Origin of the sequence: Nesterenkonia sp. CL21, from assembly GCF_031705515.1 — a bacterium.
Classification (GTDB): Bacteria; Actinomycetota; Actinomycetes; order Actinomycetales; family Micrococcaceae; genus Nesterenkonia; species Nesterenkonia aethiopica.
In genome coordinates, this window is record NZ_JAUTWR010000007.1 from 81154 (window position 1) to 97381 (window position 16228).

Annotated in this window: 14 protein-coding genes; 6 read left to right on the forward strand and 8 right to left on the reverse strand. The window is 70.4% G+C overall.

Features of this window, described 5'->3' with window-relative positions; all coding sequences use genetic code 11:
- Positions 1–54 precede the first annotated feature (54 nt).
- The 3 genes from Q7C18_RS11350 (at position 55) to Q7C18_RS11360 (ending at position 3160) form a co-directional block, all read left to right on the forward strand.
- Entirely contained in the window at positions 55–1773 is a 1719-nt protein-coding gene (locus Q7C18_RS11350) for a carbon starvation protein A (protein WP_070162570.1), read from the forward strand.
- Positions 1770–2048: a cory-CC-star protein gene (locus Q7C18_RS11355; RefSeq protein WP_237090110.1), complete on the forward strand. Its 279-nt coding sequence runs from the start codon at positions 1770–1772 to the stop codon at positions 2046–2048. The genes Q7C18_RS11350 and Q7C18_RS11355 overlap by 4 nt, the downstream gene beginning before the upstream one ends.
- Before the next feature lie 77 nt (positions 2049–2125).
- A complete protein-coding gene (locus Q7C18_RS11360) occupies positions 2126–3160 on the forward strand; it encodes an ArsA family ATPase (protein ID WP_311025493.1) in 1035 nt (344 codons plus the stop codon).
- 125 nt (positions 3161–3285) lie between these two features.
- Here the strand turns inward: Q7C18_RS11360 and Q7C18_RS11365 are convergent, their stop codons facing one another.
- Complete coding sequence (locus Q7C18_RS11365) at positions 3286–4164, reverse strand: HAD family hydrolase (protein ID WP_083277802.1); 879 nt, start codon at positions 4162–4164, stop codon at positions 3286–3288.
- A gap of 189 nt (positions 4165–4353) precedes the next feature.
- Here Q7C18_RS11365 and Q7C18_RS11370 point away from each other — a divergent pair, with 189 nt between their 5' ends.
- Positions 4354–5283 (forward strand): hypothetical protein, encoded by a 930-nt coding sequence (locus Q7C18_RS11370; RefSeq protein WP_311025494.1) that lies wholly within the window; start codon positions 4354–4356, stop codon positions 5281–5283.
- A 69-nt stretch (positions 5284–5352) separates the two neighbouring features.
- Here the strand turns inward: Q7C18_RS11370 and Q7C18_RS11375 are convergent, their stop codons facing one another.
- Positions 5353–6846, reverse strand: a complete 1494-nt coding sequence (locus Q7C18_RS11375) for an ROK family transcriptional regulator (RefSeq protein WP_311025495.1) — start codon at positions 6844–6846, stop codon at positions 5353–5355.
- 97 nt (positions 6847–6943) lie between these two features.
- Between Q7C18_RS11375 and xylA the strand changes: the two genes are divergently transcribed.
- Both xylA and xylB read left to right on the forward strand, forming a co-directional pair.
- Positions 6944–8119 carry a xylose isomerase gene (gene xylA / locus Q7C18_RS11380; protein WP_311025496.1) on the forward strand — a complete coding sequence of 392 codons (1176 nt, stop codon included), beginning with the start codon at positions 6944–6946 and terminating at the stop codon, positions 8117–8119.
- Positions 8120–8303: 184 nt separating this feature from the next.
- Entirely contained in the window at positions 8304–9749 is a 1446-nt protein-coding gene (gene xylB / locus Q7C18_RS11385) for a xylulokinase (protein ID WP_311025497.1), read from the forward strand.
- A 43-nt stretch (positions 9750–9792) separates the two neighbouring features.
- Here xylB and Q7C18_RS11390 read toward each other — a convergent pair whose 3' ends face one another.
- From Q7C18_RS11390 to Q7C18_RS11415, 6 genes are all read right to left on the reverse strand, one after another.
- Complete coding sequence (locus tag Q7C18_RS11390; protein ID WP_083277216.1) at positions 9793–10293, reverse strand: Dps family protein; 501 nt, start codon at positions 10291–10293, stop codon at positions 9793–9795.
- A gap of 126 nt (positions 10294–10419) precedes the next feature.
- Complete coding sequence (locus tag Q7C18_RS11395) at positions 10420–12813, reverse strand: glycoside hydrolase family 3 N-terminal domain-containing protein (RefSeq protein WP_311025498.1); 2394 nt, start codon at positions 12811–12813, stop codon at positions 10420–10422.
- A gap of 49 nt (positions 12814–12862) precedes the next feature.
- Positions 12863–13777, reverse strand: a complete 915-nt coding sequence (locus Q7C18_RS11400; RefSeq protein WP_311025499.1) for a carbohydrate ABC transporter permease — start codon at positions 13775–13777, stop codon at positions 12863–12865.
- Positions 13774–14694, reverse strand: a complete 921-nt coding sequence (locus tag Q7C18_RS11405; protein WP_070158495.1) for a carbohydrate ABC transporter permease — start codon at positions 14692–14694, stop codon at positions 13774–13776. Before Q7C18_RS11405 ends, Q7C18_RS11400 begins: the two co-directional genes overlap by 4 nt.
- 13 nt (positions 14695–14707) lie before the next feature.
- On the reverse strand, positions 14708–16003 hold the full coding sequence (locus Q7C18_RS11410; protein WP_311025500.1) for an extracellular solute-binding protein: 1296 nt from the start codon (positions 16001–16003) through the stop codon (positions 14708–14710).
- Complete coding sequence (locus Q7C18_RS11415) at positions 16000–16158, reverse strand: hypothetical protein (RefSeq protein WP_311025501.1); 159 nt, start codon at positions 16156–16158, stop codon at positions 16000–16002. The genes Q7C18_RS11410 and Q7C18_RS11415 overlap by 4 nt, the downstream gene beginning before the upstream one ends.
- Positions 16159–16228: the final 70 nt, after the last annotated feature.

Consider the following 16228-nt stretch of genomic DNA (forward strand, 5'->3'; position numbering starts at 1 on the left):
CATCGTGTCCCGGGGGCTCAGTGTGGAGCCTGCCCGAGAGAGAGTAGGGAGATCATGGACGGGCCCAATGCACTCATCCTGGCCGTCATCGGTGTGACGATGATGCTGGCCGGGTACTTCCTGTACTCCAGGTTCCTGGCCAAGAAGGTCTACAAGCTCAATGCGGAGTTCAAGACGCCGTCGCATGAGTTCCGCGACGGCGTGGACTTCCTCCCCACCAACAGGTATGTCCTGTGGGGCCACCACTTCACCTCCGTGGCCGGTGCGGCACCCATCGTGGGTCCGGCGGTCGCGGTGATCTGGGGCTGGCTGCCCGCCTTCCTGTGGGTGACCATCGGCACCGTGTTCATCGCCGGCATGCACGACTTCGGCGCCCTGTGGGCCTCGGCCCGCAACAAGGGCCGCTCCATGGGGGCGCTGTCCGGCACCTACATCGGCAACCGGGGGCGCAACCTGTTCCTGGTGGTCATCTTCCTGCTGCTGCTGATGGTCATCGCCGCGTTCGCCGTGGTGATCTCCGGCCTGCTGGTCTCCCAGCCCACGGCAGTGATCCCCACCTGGGGCGCGCTCATCGTCGCCCTGCTGGTGGGGCAGGCGATCTACCGGCTGCGCTGGAACCTCGTGGCGATCAGCTCGGTGGGTGTCGTCGCGCTCTACGGGCTGATCCTCGTCGGGGACCGCTACCCGGTGGAGCTGCCCGAACAGTTCATGGGCCTGGCCCCGGAGGGCCAGTGGATCGTGCTGCTGTTCGTCTACGCGGCCATCGCCTCGCTGCTGCCCGTGTGGGTGCTGCTGCAGCCGCGGGACTTCATCAACGGCATCCAGCTGTTCATCGGCCTGGGCATCATCTACGGCGCCGTGCTGCTGGCCACCCCCACGGTGGTCGCCCCGGCCTACAACCAGCATGTCCCTGAGGGGACGCCGGGCATCGTGCCGCTGCTGTTCGTCACCATCGCCTGCGGGGCGATCTCCGGGTTCCATGGGATCGTCTCCTCCGGCACCAGCGCCAAGCAGCTGGACCGCGAGACCGACGCCCGGTTCGTGGGCTACTTCGGCGCGGTCGGCGAGGGTCTGCTGGCCCTGGGGGCGATCATCGCCACCACGGCGGGCTTCCAGACCATCGCTCAGTGGGAGGAGGTCTACGAGTCCTTCGGCGCCGGCGGCGTTCCCGCCTTCGTGGAGGGTGGGGCCTCCATCATCAACTCCGGACTGGGCCTGCCGGCCGGTCTGTCCGCCACCATCCTGGCCACGATGACGGTGCTCTTCGCCGCCACCACCTTGGACACCGGGGTGCGCCTGAAGCGATTCGTGGTGCAGGAGATCGGGCAGATCGCCGGAGTGCGGATCGGCACGGGCCCGGCGACGGCGATCGTCATCGTCATCTGCGCGGCGCTGACGTTCTCCCAGGGCGCGGACGGCGCGGGCGGCCTGACCATCTGGCCGCTGTTCGGCACCACCAACCAGCTGCTCGCCGGCCTGACGCTGACCATCCTGACCGTGATCCTGATCCGGAAGGGCCGCCCGTTCCTGCCGGTGCTGGTCCCGGCGGTCTTCGTGCTGGCCATGACGATCTACGCGGCGCTGGTGCAGCTGTTCGACCTCTTCGCCGACGGCGAGTGGCTGCTGTTCACCCTGGACGTGGTGATCATCGTGGCGGCCCTGTGGGTGCTGGTCGAGGCCGTCATCGCCATGGGGCAGGCACGCCGCGGGGAGAGGGAGCCGGAGGACGACGTCGCTCTCACCCCCGAGCAGCGGCTGCCGCTGGACCGGTGACGCTCCTGGCGGGGCTGCGGGCCCGGCTGCGCGGGGTCGAAGCGGGGCTGCGGGAGTTCTACGTGGCCCCGTACCGGCGCACGTTCGCGCGCGCCCAGCGCGACGAGGAGGACCTGTTCATGATGCTGGTCCTCTCCGAGGCGCTGGGCGTGCCCAACCCTGCCTCCGGCACCACGTTGGAGCTGCTGCCGGAGATGCTGGACCGGATGCACCAGTGGCATCTGCGGATGGGGATGGACCGCTCCCCGTTCGAGGAGCAGCTGGCCTGCTGCTGATCGGACCGCGGCTCGCCCTGCACCCCTGACCGCACAGCCCTGACCGCACAGCCCTGACCACTGGAAGGACGCCTCGGATGCTGCTCGACCTCGCCCGGGATCGCCGCGTGCTGTTCATCGGCGGCAAGGGCGGGGTCGGGAAGACGGCGGTGGCCTCCGCGACGGCGCTGCACAGGGCCCAGCACAGCGCCCCGCAGGGTGCAGCGCGACAGGGCACCCAGCAGGGCGCCCGTGTCCTGGTGGTCTCCACGGACCCGGCGCATAATCTCGGGCACCTGTGGGAGCGGGAGGTCGGCGATGAGGTCGTCACGCTCTGGGAGGACCGCGGCGCCCCTCCGGGAGTCCGTCCGGCTCGCCTGGACGGCGTGGAGATCGACCCGGAGGCCACCACGGCCGCGCATCTGGCCGACGTGGGAGAGACGCTGCGGAGCATGATGCCGGCGCATCTGCACGGAGAGGTGGACAAGCATCTGCGGCTCGCCGCCCGCTCTCCGGGCACCCATGAGGCCGCCATCCTGGAGCGGATCGCGGCCCTGCTGCAGGATCACGGCGAGGACCACGACCTCATCGTCTTCGACACCGCGCCCTCCGGCCACACCGCCCGGCTGATGGCTCTGCCGGAGATCATGACCGCCTGGACCGAGGGGCTGCTGGATCGGCGCACCAGGGCTGAGCGGTTCGGCGCCGCGGTGCGCGCCCTGGACGGCGACGACGCCCCGGACGGGTCCTCACCTGCGGCGCGCGACCGCCGGATCCGTCAGGTGCTCACCCGCCGTCGGAACCGCTTCGAGGCGATGCGGCAGGTCCTGTCCGACGCCTCCCGGTGCAGCTTCGTGATCGTGCTGACCGCCGAGCGGCTGCCGGTGCTGGAGTCCGTGGAGCTGCACGCCCAGCTGACCGAGACCGGGGTCGACGTCGGGGGCTTCGTGGTGAATCGGCTCGCGCCCCGTGACGCCGGCGACTTCCTGGCCGCACGTCGGGACCAGGAGCAGCGGCACCTCGACGAGCTGGGACGTCGGGTGCCCGGCGCCGTCGTCGACACCCTGCCGCTGCTGCGCGGCGACCTGGTCGGCGTCGCGGCCCTGGAGCGCCTCGGCGAGCACCTGCGCTGACGCCCCACGGCACCCCCGTTCCACCTCGCCCGCCCCACCACATCGGCTCCGGTGCCGTGGGCGGAATACGGGCACTCACGCGAGGTTCAGCGACAAGATCTCCGAGCTCGACGCAGCAGGGAGGATCAGTCCTCCAGGATGCTGGTGAGCACGTCCACCAGGCCGTCCTCGTCCACATGGCCGGTGACCTCGTCGGCGACGGCCTTGACCTCCTCGGGGGCCTGGCCCATCGCCACCCCGCGGGCTGCCCAGGCGAGCATCTCGATGTCATTGCGGCCGTCCCCGCAGGCCACCGTGGCCTCCAGAGGTGCGTCGAGCTTGCCGCGCAGCCATTCCAGCGAAGAGGCCTTGGTGACGCCGGCGGCGGCGATGTCCAACCAGGCGGACCAGCCCACCGAATAGGTCACACCCTGCAGCCCGATCCCCTCCACCGCGGCGGCGAACTCGTCGGCGGTGGAGTCGTCGGAGTTGACCACCAGGCGCACCGCCTCGGCCCGGCGCATCTGCCGCAGGCTGGTGCCCTGGGCCTGCAGGCCGAAGGACATGTCCTGGAACCGCTCGGTGGACAGGAACGTGCCCTCCGAGGTCTCGATGGCGTACTTCGCATTGGGCAGCCGCTCCTGCAGAGCGTCCAGGGCGGGTGCGGGGTCGAAGATCCGGCGGTCGATGACCTCGTAGCCCTCGGACTGTTCCAGATCGATCCTGACCGTCACGCCCCCGTTGCTGCACACCGCATAGCCGTGCGTGACGCCGAGCATCTCGACGATCGGCAGCGTGGCCGGCAGCGACCTCCCGGTGGACACCACCACGGTGTGGCCGTCGGCGACGACGGCGCGTCCCGCCTGCCGAACGGCCTCGGACATGTGACCATCATGATTGACCAATGTGCCGTCGACGTCGAGGCAGACCATCGCCCGGCCCTGCTGGTGGACGAACGTCCCACCCAGGCCCGCCGCGGGGATGGAGAAGTCGGTGGTGTCATCGGTTCGGATGCTTGAGTTCATATCGCTGCCTGTAATGTCTCGAGTGTGGTCCGTCTCCTGGTGTGGCATGGTTCAGCTCACAGGGGAATGGTCCATTATGCCGGATCGTGCCAGGACAGGCAGAATGACGGGTGAACGGAAGAGGGACGTCGCACGACGTTCCGCCGCGGATGGCCGGGCCAGCACCGGCTGGGGACCACGGGAGGACACATGGACGAGTCGCTGAGCAGCGTGACGATCACCGGCGGCGGGTACGCCGCGGAGATCGGCCTGCGGGGTGGGCAGCTGCTGAGCCTGCGCCACGAGCAGGACGAGATAGTGGTGCCGGCAGCGCAGGCTGAGGGCTCCTTCGCCGGAGCGGTGCTGGCTCCGTGGCCGAACCGGGTCTCGGGTGCCACCTACGTCCATGACGAGACCCTCTACGAGCTGCCCGTCACCGAGGAGGAGACCGGCGCGGCGCTGCACGGCCTCCTGCTGGACGCCCCCTGCGAGGTGGTCAAGCAGGAGGAGTCCGGCGTCGAGCTGCGCACCGTCCTGGAGGCCAGCGAAGGCTACCCGTTCACGCTGGAGTTCGTGCTGTTCTACCGTGTGTCCTCCGACGTCGGCCTCGCCGCCACCCTGATGGCCCGCCAGCCGGTGGCCCCGGGTGGGGACGACGACGCCGACTCCTTCGAGGCCGCGAACGCCGCGCCCGCGCTCTACGGAGCCGGCTTCCACCCCTATCTGCGGGCAGGATCCGCCCCGCTGGACGAGTGCCGGCTGAAGCTGCCCGCCCACACGGTGGTCTCCCTGGACCCCGCGGGCAAGGTCGCCTCCCGGGAGACCGTCTCAGGTGACCTGGACCTCACCGGCGGACCGCTGCTGGTGGGCCGCTCCATCGACCACGCCTACACGGGCTTCCCGGAGGAGGGATGGACCGCGGAGCTGGTGCACGGGCCCACGGGCTTCGTGGTCCGGATGATCGCTGACACCCCCTGGGCGCAGATCTACACCGGGGAGCGGATGGACCGGGCCGGCGTCGCCGTGGAGCCCATGACCTGCCCGCCGGATGCGTTCAACTCCGGCGAGGACGTCGTGTATCTGGCGCCGGGCCAGTGGCACCGGGTGGGCTACAGCATCGAGGTCATGCACCGCGACTGAGCCGCCGGACCCCGACGACGGAGCCCCTGCCGCTCGGCGCACCAGTCCACTCCAGGGCGCGGCTGGCCCTCAGGTGGCCTGGGGCACCCAGCGGAGCGGCTCGTCCACCACGGCGCGCAGCGCACGCAGCGCCCCGCCGGTGGTGGCCGGTGAGAGGCGGATGGAGGTCTCCCGCACCCGGAACCGGCTCCATCGGGCGGCGAGCACGCGCTGGCGCAGCTCCTGCTCGATGCGCGGCCGCAGCAGGTCAGCCAGCGGCCCGAACTCTCCGCCGAGGACGATGTCGTCCACGTCCAGCAGGTTCACGGCCCCGGAGAGCGCGACGCCGAGCGCCCAGCCGGCACGGTCGATGGCCTGGCGGGCCCGTTCGCCGGGCTCGTCCTCCCATTCGGTGAGCGCCACGAGCGTCTCGGCGTCGGCATCAGGCTCCAGGCCCGCCGCCTCCAGCAGCGCGCGCTTGCCGGCGAACACCTCCAGACAGCCGGAGGATCCGCAGCCGCACTGCGGGCCGCCGGGCTCGACGGCGACGTGGCCGATCTCCCCGGCCCAGCCGCGGGGGCCGGCGTCGACGATCCCGTCGATGACCACGGCGGCGCCGATGCCCATCTGAGCGGAGACGTAGAAGAAGGTCTGCTCCTCCTGCTCGCGGGCGCTGAACTCCTGAGCCACGGCCAGCGCGGCGAGCTTGGCCTCGTTGGCGATCACGAAGAAGTCTCCGAACTCGGCGAGCCGGGGGCTGCCCTCAGGCAGCTGGGACAGCCGCTCCGGGCCGCCCAGGGACCGGCACATCAGGCGGGGGACGTCGACGTCGCGCCACCCGAGGTTCGGCGCCAGCATCAGGTGGTCCTCCTCGGCAGTCACCAGGCCGGGCAGCGCCATGACGGTGCCCACCACACGGGCACCGGCCTCGGCGGCCCGCCGGGCCACACGCAGCGCCATCTCGCCGATCTGCGGGATGACCTCCTGAGGGTCGGAGGCGGAGAAGTCGCCTTCGATGAGCTCCTCCGCCAACGCGGTGCCGGTGAGGTCCAGGACGCGGGCGGCCATGAAGTCCACGTTGATCTCCACGCCCAGGCCGGCGAGGGTGCCGCGCGCCGGGTGCAGCGGGACGGCGGGGCGCCCGCGGGTGCCCCCGACGATCGGCGAGCCCTCGCGCACGATGCCCGCGGCGAGCAGGTCGTCCACCAGGCGGGAGACCGTGGAGCGGGTCATGCCGGTGCGGATGGACAGGTCGGCGCGCGACGGCGGCTCCGCGGCGGAGAAGATCTCCTCGGTGATGAGCAGCAGGTTGGACTCGCGCAGGGTCTCCTGGCGAGCTCCGGGGCGCTGCGCACGGTGATGAGGGGGTCTCTCGCGACGGCCGGAGCCGGCGTCGAGATCCTCCTGAGGAGCGCCGTTGCCGGTGAGGCCGCGGCTGATGCCGCGCCGTCCCAGGCGGGCGACAGGGCCAGGGCCGAAGCCGCCCAGGCGGCCGGTGGGGCCCGCGCCCGAGACGTGGCCAGGCCCTGGGGGCGGGGTGGGGCTGCGTGTCGGATCCGTCACGGACTTGATCTTAGCCTCCATAGGATTTATGTTTTATCTAGATACAAAATGAGTGCCGGGTCACAAGTCTGCACCCACCCTACGTGCTCACCCACTCCCTTTCCCTCAGGAGGACCTCATGACCACCCCTCAGGACCACAAATTCTCCTTCGGCCTCTGGACCGTGGGCTGGACCGCCCAGGACCAGTTCGGCTCCGCCTCCCGCCCGGCCTTCGAGCCGTGGGAGTACCTGCCGAAGCTCAAGGAGGCCGGCGCCTCCGGCGTCACCTTCCATGACGACGACGTCGCCCCCTTCGGCACCGACGAGGCCGAGCGGGAGAAGTGGTTCACCCGCTTCAAGGACGTCGCCGACGAGGTGGGCCTGAAGGTCGAGATGGTCACCACCAACACCTTCGGCCACCCGGTGTTCAAGGACGGCGGCCTGACCTCCAACGACCGCTCCATCCGCCGCTTCGGCCTGCGCAAGCTGCTGCGCAACGTGGACCGGGCCGCCGAGTTCGGCGCCGAGACCTTCGTCATGTGGGGCGGCCGCGAGGGCTCCGAGTATGACAACGCCAAGGACCTCCACGCCGCGCACGCGCGCTACGCCGAGGGCATCGACACCATCGCCGGCTACATCAAGGAGAAGGGCTACGACCTGCGCATCGCGCTGGAGCCCAAGCCCAACGAGCCCCGCGGCGACATCTTCCTTCCCACCATCGGCCACGCCCTGGGCCTGATCGCCCAGCTGGACAACGGAGACATCGTCGGCCTGAACCCGGAGACCGGCCACGAGCAGATGGCCGGGCTGAACTTCACCCACGGCATCGCCCAGGCGCTGTGGGCCGGCAAGCTGTTCCACATCGACCTCAACGGCCAGCGCTCCATCAAGTACGACCAGGACCTGGTCTTCGGCCACGGCGACCTCATCAGCGCCTTCTTCACCGTGGACCTGCTGGTCAACGGCTTCCCCAACGGCGGGCCGCGCTACGACGGCTGGCTGCACTTCGACTACAAGCCTTCCCGCACCGACTACGTGGACGGCATCTGGGACTCCGCGAAGGCCAACGTCGAGATGGTCACCCTGCTCGCCGAGAAGGCGAAGGCCTACCGCGAGGACCCGGAGGTCCAGGAGGCCTTCCGGACCGCCGGCGTCTTCGAGCTGGGCGAGTCCACCCTGGCCGAGGGCGAGACCGTGGCCGACCTGCTGGCCGACCGGTCCACCTATGAGGACTTCGACCCGGAGGCCGCCGCGCAGCGGAACTTCGGCTTCGTGAAGCTCAACCAGCTGGCGCTGCGTCACCTCATCGGCTGACGCACCGCCCGCGTCACCCGCCTCCCGGCGGCGAGCATGAGTCCGGAGGATCCGCCCGGCGTCGCGCAGCAGCCCGACGCCAGGTGGGTCCTCCGGACTCATCTGTCCGGTGACCTGACTCACCAGCCTCATTACACTGGCCCCGACGCCATTCCGCCCCCATCACCTGACGAAGGAGACCCCGGTGCCCACTCTCGTGGCCGGAATCGATTCCTCGACCCAGTCCTGCAAGGTCATCATCCGCGACGCCGAGACCGGCGCCGAAGTCCGCAGCGGCTCCGCCAAGCACCCGGAGGGCACCGAAGTGGCCCCCTCCGCCTGGTGGGAGGCGCTGCTGGAGGCGCTCGAGCAGGCCGGCGGGCTCGCCGACGTCGCCGCCGCCGCGGTGGGCGGCCAGCAGCACGGCCTGGTGGCCCTCGACGCCGACGGGCAGGTCATCCGAGACGCGCTGCTGTGGAACGACACCCGCAGCGCCGATGCCGCAGCGACCCTGATCGAGGAGCTCGGCGGAGGGACCGACGGCGCCGCCGCCTGGACGGCGGCCACCGGCTCGGTGCCTGTGGCGTCGCTGACGGTGACCAAGCTGCGCTGGCTGGCCGACGCGGAGCCCGAGAACGCCCGGCGCGTGGCCGCCGTCGCCCTCCCCCACGACTGGCTGACCTGGCGGCTCTCCGGCTCCTCCGACATCCGCGACCTGACCACCGACCGCTCCGACGCCTCCGGCACCGGGTACTACGACCCGGCGGCCGGCCAGTACCGCTATGACCTGCTGGCCCGCGCCCTGCGGATCTCCGAGGATCAGGCCCGCAGCATCGTGCTGCCGCGGGTGGTGACGGCGAATGAGCAGGCCGCCACGGGCGACGCCTCCCGGGGATGGGGCCACCTGGTGCTCGGCCCGGGCGCCGGGGACAACGCCGCCGCCGCCCTGGGACTGGGCATGCGGCCCGGGGACGTGGCGATCAGCATCGGCACCTCCGGGGTGGTCTCCGCGATCTCGCCGGGGCCCATCCAGGACCCCACCGGGATGGTCACCGGCTTCGCCGACGCCACCGGCCAGTTCCTGCCCTTGGCGGTCACCCTCAACGGCTCCCGCGTGCTGGACGGCGCGGCCCGGATGCTGGGCGTGGACCACGCCGGGCTGGCCGAGCTGGCGCTGGCCGCGGAGCCGGGCGCGAACGGGCTGACCCTGATCCCGTACCTGGAGGGTGAGCGGACCCCGAACCTGCCCCGGGCCACCGGCTCGTTCATCGGGCTGTCCCTGGCCTCGATGAACCCGCAGGACGTGGCCCGCGCCGCCGTGGAGGGCCTGCTGTGCGGGCTGGCGGACGGACTGGAGGCCATGACGGCCCTGGGCGTCCCGGTGGAGTCGGTGAAGCTGATCGGCGGGGCTGCCCGTTCGGCGGCCGTGCAGCAGATCGCTCCGGCGGTGCTGGGCCGGCAGGTGCAGGTGCCCGAGCCCGGCGAGTATGTGGCCGACGGCGCGGCCCGCCAGGCCGCCTGGGTGCTCTCCGGGGCCCAGGAGCCGCCGTCGTGGACCACCTCGGCGGTCCACACCTTCACCGCGGAGCCGACCCCCCAGGTGCGCGAGGCCTACGCCTCGCGGCAGGGGCTCATCGCCCAGCGGGACTGAAGCCCGCCCCCGGAGGGCCGGCAAGGCTCAGGACCCGCAAGGCTCAGGAACCGGCGCGCTCCAGGTGGGAACGGATGAACCACTGGAACAGCTCCAGCTCCTTGACCTGGCCGATGAGCATGTCCTCGGTGATGGGGTCGACCTGCCCGGCCTTGGCGAGGACGTCACGGTGGTCCTCGATGACGCCGGTGTAGACGGTGTCCAGCTCCGCCAGGTGGGCCATGGAGTCGGCTTTGCCGAGCGGGTAGTCCTCCCAGTGGCGGCGGGCCACGAGCTCACCGGTGCGGCCGCTGGGACTGCCGCCCAGGGTCGCGATGCGCTCGGCGGTCTCGTCCACGAAGCCACGGACGACGTCGACCTGGGGGTCGAGCATCTCGTGGACGGCGATGAAGTGCGGCCCGGTCACGTTCCAGTGGACATGCTTGAGGGCCAGCTGCAGATCGTTCAGAGCGTGGAGCCGGACCTGGAGCAGGCCGGCGATCTCATGTCCGTTCTCGCGGGCCAGACCCGGCACGGTGTAGTCGGAGTACTGGTCTTCTGCCATCGGGAACTCCTTTCGCGGCGGGCACGGGTGCCCGCAGTCGACTGCTCGTGCCCGCATCCTAAGCCCGACGCGGGGCCACGGTCATCCGATGGGGTTCCGCAGACGCTATGACGCGAGGCGGCCCGGTCAGCTCACGCGGGCCGGGGTTGTCAGCACCCGTCCCTCGCCGACCTCGCGGATCTCACCGGTCAGCCGCACGGAGGCCTCCAGGGGCAGATCCCCGGCGGAGGGTCCGGACCACAGGTCGATGCGTCCCGGCTCCACGATCCGGCGCAGCTGCACACCGGTGAAGGAGAACCTGTCGGCATGGAGGGTGAAGGTCACCTCGCGGGTCTCCCCGGGCTGCAGGGCGGCCCGCGCATAGCCGACCAGCTGCCGGACCGGGCGGGCCACCTGGGCCACCGGGTCGCCCACGTAGAGCTGCACGACCTCATCCACCGGACGCTCCCCGGTGTTGGCGACGGTGACGGTGGCCTCCACCGTGCCGTCGACGGCGATCTCCTCCGCGGACAGGCGCAGGTCCCGGTACTCCACAGTGGAGTAGCTCAGCCCGTGGCCGAAGGGATACAGCGGTGTCGGGTCCAGGTTGGACACCCCCTGGCTGTTCTGGCCCAGCGGGGCGGCGATGTAGCCCGCCGGCTGGCCGCCCGGATGCGTGGGCACGCCGATCGGCAGGCGCCCGGTGGGCTCCACTGCGCCGGTGAGCAGCCCGGCCAGGGCGGGGGCGCCCTCCTCACCGGGGAAGAAGGCCTGCACGATCGCCGAGCACCGCTGGGCCAGGCCGCCCAGCGCGTAGGGGCGTCCGGAGACCACCACCAGCACCACAGGAGTCCCGGAGGCCTCAGCGGCGTCCAGCACGGCCTCCACCAGCTCGTGCTGGGCGCCGGGCAGCCGCAGGTCCTCCACATCGCAGCCCTCACCCGAGGTGCCCGCGCCGAACATGCCGGCGATGTCGCCCACCGTCACCACGGCCAGGTCGGACTCCGCCGCGGCCCGTGCGGCCGCGGCGATGCCGGAGGTGTCATGCTCCACGATCGGGGCGCCGGCGGCATAGGTGATCTCGGCGCCGTCGTAGGCCTCGCGCAGCGCGGCGAGGATGGTGGGCATCGGCACGCCGATCCCCTGGTGCGGGAAGGTCCCGGCGGGGTACTTGGCCAGCACATGGTTGGGGAACGAGTAGCAGCCCATCATGGTGCGCGGCTCGTCCGCGGAAGGCCCGACGACGGCGATCCGCCTGCCGGCCAGGGACTGCGGCTGAGCCGGCAGGACGCCGTCGTTGGCCAGCAGCACCAGCGAACGCTCGGCGACCTTCCGCGCCAGGGCACGGTTGGCCGGGGAGTCCAGGTCGATGCTCTCGTCCACGGCAGGCTCATAGGCCTCACCCTCGGCGGCGTCGAGCAGGCCGAGCTCGATCTTCTGGCGCAGCACCCGGCGCACGGAGCGGTCGAGGACGGCCTCGTCGAGCTTCCCGTCGCGCACCTGCTGGGCCAGAGTGCGGTAGCCGCCGGTGTGCGGCAGCTCCACGTCGAGCCCGGCGCTCACGGCCAGGCGCGCCGCCTCCGCCTGGTCTTCGGCCACACGGTGCATCTTCTCGAGGAAGGCCACGGACCAGTAGTCGGCGACCACGGTGCCCTCGAAGCCCCACCGATCGCGCAGCACCTCGGTGAGCAGCCGCGTGGAGGCGGCGGGGGCCTCTCCGTCGATGTCGGCGTAGGAGTTCATCACCGAACCGACCTGCCCCTCACGGACCGCCATCTCGAAGGGCACCAGGATCAGGTCCTCCAGCTCACGAGGGCCCAGATGCACCGGGGCGTGGTTCCGCGCCGCCCGGGAGGCGGCGTAACCGGCGAAGTGCTTCAGCGTGGCGATGATCCCTGCCCGCTGCAGCCCCTTCACATAGGCGGTGCCCAGGGTCCCGATCACATACGGGTCCTCACCGATGGTCTCCTCCACCCGGCCCCATCGGGCGTCCCGGACGACGTCGAGCACCGGCGAGAGCCCCTGGTGGACGCCGACGGCGGCCATGTCCCGCCCGATGGCGGCGGCCATCTCCTCGATGAGCTCGGGGTCGAAGGTCGCGCCCCAGGCCAGAGAGGTCGGGTAGACGGTCGCCTGGTAGGCGGTGAAACCGGTGAGGCATTCCTCATGGGCGATCGCGGGGATGCCGAAACGGTTGGCGGCCACCACGGCGGCCTGCCGTTCGCGCAGGTCCTTCGCCCCCTCGGGGACGGTCAGCGCCACGGTGCCGTAGGTGCGGGTCAGGTGGCCCTCGCCGTCGACGATCTCCTGCGCGAAGGGCAGCTTCCCGGCGGACATGGCGTCCTCCATGGGGGCGACCTCCCCCTGGGCCTCCTCGTCCTCGCGCATCTCCCAGTGGGAGCCCAGCTGAGAGACCTTCTCCTCCAGGGTCATCTGCGCCAGCAGCGCCTCGACCCGCTCCGCGACCGGCAGCGAGGGGTCGTTCCACGGGCCGGTGATCCGGTCCACGGCAGGGGCGTTCTGGGTGGTCACGTCGCTCATGGGAGCTCCTTCGGGAAGATCGTCGGGGTCGAGGGCGCGGGAGGTCAGATCACTTGCCGAAGCCGGCGGTCAGGCCGGCGACGATGTACCGGCGACCCAGGATGTAGGCCACCAGCAGCGGCACCGCCGAGAGCACGACGGCGGCCAGAGTGGCGGGCACGTCGATGGCGAACTGGCCCTGGTACTCCCACAGGGACAGCGGCAGCACGCGCACGTCACGGGACTGGGTGAGGATCAGCGGGAACAGGAACCCGTTCCACACCTGCAGCGCCTGGTAGATGCCCACGGTCATCAGCGCGGGGATCGACATCGGCACCACCAGGTTCCACAGGATCTTCCACTCCCCGGCGCCGTCCATCCGCATGGACTCGAACAGCTCCGCCGGGATGTCCCGGACGAAGTTGACGATGATCAGCACGCTCAGCGGGATCGCGAAGGCGATCTGCGGCAGGATCAGCGCCCACAGGGTGTCATACAGACCCAGCTGCCGGATCAGGTAGTACACCGGGATGATCGTGGCCTGCACCGGGATCGCGATGCCCAGCAGGATCACGCTGAACAGCCGCTGCCCGCCGGCGCTGACCGAGCGCACGATGTAGTAGGAGGCCATCAGCGAGACGGCCAGCACCACGGCGACGGTGGCCAGGGTGACGATCACCGAGTTGAGGAAGAAGTGGAAGAAGTCATTCTCGATGACCCGGACGAAGTTGCCCAGTGTCGGCTCCGTCGACGGCACCAGCGGGTTCGACTGTGCCAGGTCAGAACGGTCACGGAATGCCGTGATGACGATGAAGTAGATCGGCAGGATGATCACGGCCAGCCAGAGCCAGCCGGAGATCCCCGCCAGCACGTTGGGACGCTCGGTGGGCTTGCGCGCCTTCCGGCGGTTCGGCGTCGGGCGCCCCGCGGGGGTGACGACCTTCTCGGCGGCGCGTTCGGGGGTCTTCACGGTCTCGATGCTCATCCCATACCTGCCTTGTCACTCTCCATACGGCTGGATCCGGAGATCTTGTTCAGCGCCAGGGAGAGGGTCAGTCCGACGGCGACCAGGATCACAGCGATCACCGAGGCGCCGCCCATGTCGAAGTTGCGGAAGCCGGTGATGTACATGTCCAGCGGCAGGATCCTGGTGGCGCTGCCGGGGCCGCCCTGGGTCAGCACGAACACCAGGTCGAAGTAGGTCAGCGAGCCCACCAGCATCAGCGTGGAGGAGGTGATCGCGGTATAGCGCAGCTGGGGCAGCGTGATGGAGAAGAACTGCCGCACCCGCCCGGCGCCGTCGATGGTGGCCGCCTCGTACAGGGAGGCGGGGATCTGACGGACGCCGGCCTGGTAGAGCAGCGAGTGGAAGGGGACGAAGCACCATCCCACCACGAAGATCACCACGTAGAGGGCGATGTCCGGGTTCCCGAGCCATTGAGCCGGCAGCCAGTCGAAGGGCAGGGCCGTACTGATCCCGTAGTTCGGGCTGAACAGCGCCTGGAACGTCAGGCCGACCGCCACCGAGGAGAACAGCAGCGGCAGGAAGAACAGCACCGACAGGAAGGCTCGGTACTTCTGCGCGCCGGCCATGAAGACACCCAGCAGCAGCGCCACCGGTGCCTGGAAGATGAACGAGACGGTCACGAAGACGAAGGTCAGCCACAGAGCGTTGTGCGTGTGGTCGCGCTCCAGGATCCGGAACCAGTTGTCCAGTCCGACGAAGCTGGGAGAACCGAGGCCGTCCCAGCTCATGAAGGACAGGACCACCACGCCGGCCAGCGGGATGAGGGCGAAGACGCCGAAGAACAGGACCGCGGGCAGCGCCATGAGGAACGAAGGTCCCTTCTGGCGCCGCCCGGTGGTCCCGCCACGGCGGACGGGGGAAGCGGTCTGAGTCATGATGCTGGTGGGCTCAGTCCTGGTAGGCGTTCATGTTCTCGGCGAACTCTTCCGGAGTGATGGTCCCCAGGAGGATGTTCTCCAGGTTCTCCATCAGCGGCTGGGCCACTTCAGGCGCCACCGCCTGGTCCCAGGAGAGCTGGAAGTGGTTCGCCCCGGCGACGATCTCGTCGGCGAACTGCAGGAAGTCGGCGTCCTCGGTCTCGGCGATGACGTCGTCGATGTCGTTCAGCGGGGGCAGACCGCCGCCTTCGACCATGGTCTGGACGGTGTCCTCGTTGTAGAGGTGCTCGGTGATGTAGTCCAGGGCGACCTGCTGCTCCTCCTCGGAGGCGTCGGCGGAGACCGACCAGAAGTTGGCCGGGTTGCCCACGATGTTGCTGGGGTCCCCAGCGCCGTCCTCCAGGACGGGGAACTCGGCGAAGCCGAAGTTCCCGGACTCCGCGAAATCGGGGAAGTCCGAGTGCACGGTCGCATAGACCCACGAGCCCTGCAGCAGCATGGCGGCCTCGCCGTCGGCGAGCAGGCGCGCGTCCTCGTTCTGGCCGGCGTCGACTCCGGTGAAGGTGTCGGCGTCGAAGCCGCCCTCAGTGGCCAGCTCCTGGATGGTCTCCAGCGCGAACAGGATGGACTCGTCGCTCCAGGCCTCCGCCTCGCCGTCGACCACGGCCTGGAAGACCTCCTCGCCGCCGTGGCGGTCGGTGAGGTACTGCAGCCACATCAGCGCCGGCCAGACGGAGCCGCCGGCCAGCGAGAACGGGGTGACGTCGTGCTCGTTGAAGACCTCGATGGCCTCCTCGACCTCGGACCAGGTCTGCGGGACCTCGAGTCCGACCTCGTCGAAGAGCTCCTGGTTGTAGTACATGACCACCGGCTGGACGTCGTTCATCGGCACCGCATACTGGGCGCCGTCGACCTCGCCGTTCTGCCAGACGGACTCGTGCACGCGGGACTCGAGCTCGCCGACCTGCTCGGTGAGGTCCACCACGCGGTCCTGGGCGACGTACTCGTTCAGCGCGCCCCCGGTCCAGGACATGATCAGCGTGGGTGCCTCGCCGGAGCCGACCACGGTGCGGATGCGTTCCTTGTAGGCGTCGTTCTCGAACTCCTCCACGGAGATCTGTTCGCCGTCCTCGGCCTGCTCGTTCCAGCGGTCGAAGTCCTCGGCGATCGTGGGCCAGCCGCCGCCGGTGAGGATCCAGGCGTCGGCGCCGTCTCCGCCGCTCCCTCCGCCGCAGGCGGAGAGAGCGAGCAGAGAGGTGGCCGCGACGCCTGCGGTGGCGATGCGGAGCGGTGTTCTGCGGCTCATGAGGGGTCCTTTCCCTTCGGTGCGAGGTGGTGGACGCCGGCGCCTCCGAGCACACCGACGACGGTGCGGTCGGCGGAGTGCTCGGCGCGGCGGCGGGAGCGTCGTCGCCGGTGCCGCGACGGATGCCCCGGGGGTGCCACCGGAGTGTGATCCATATTTCGTCTTTCCGCAAGACTAAATACCGCGCACGAGGGTGTCAAGCGCCACAGGTCACAGGCGGACACG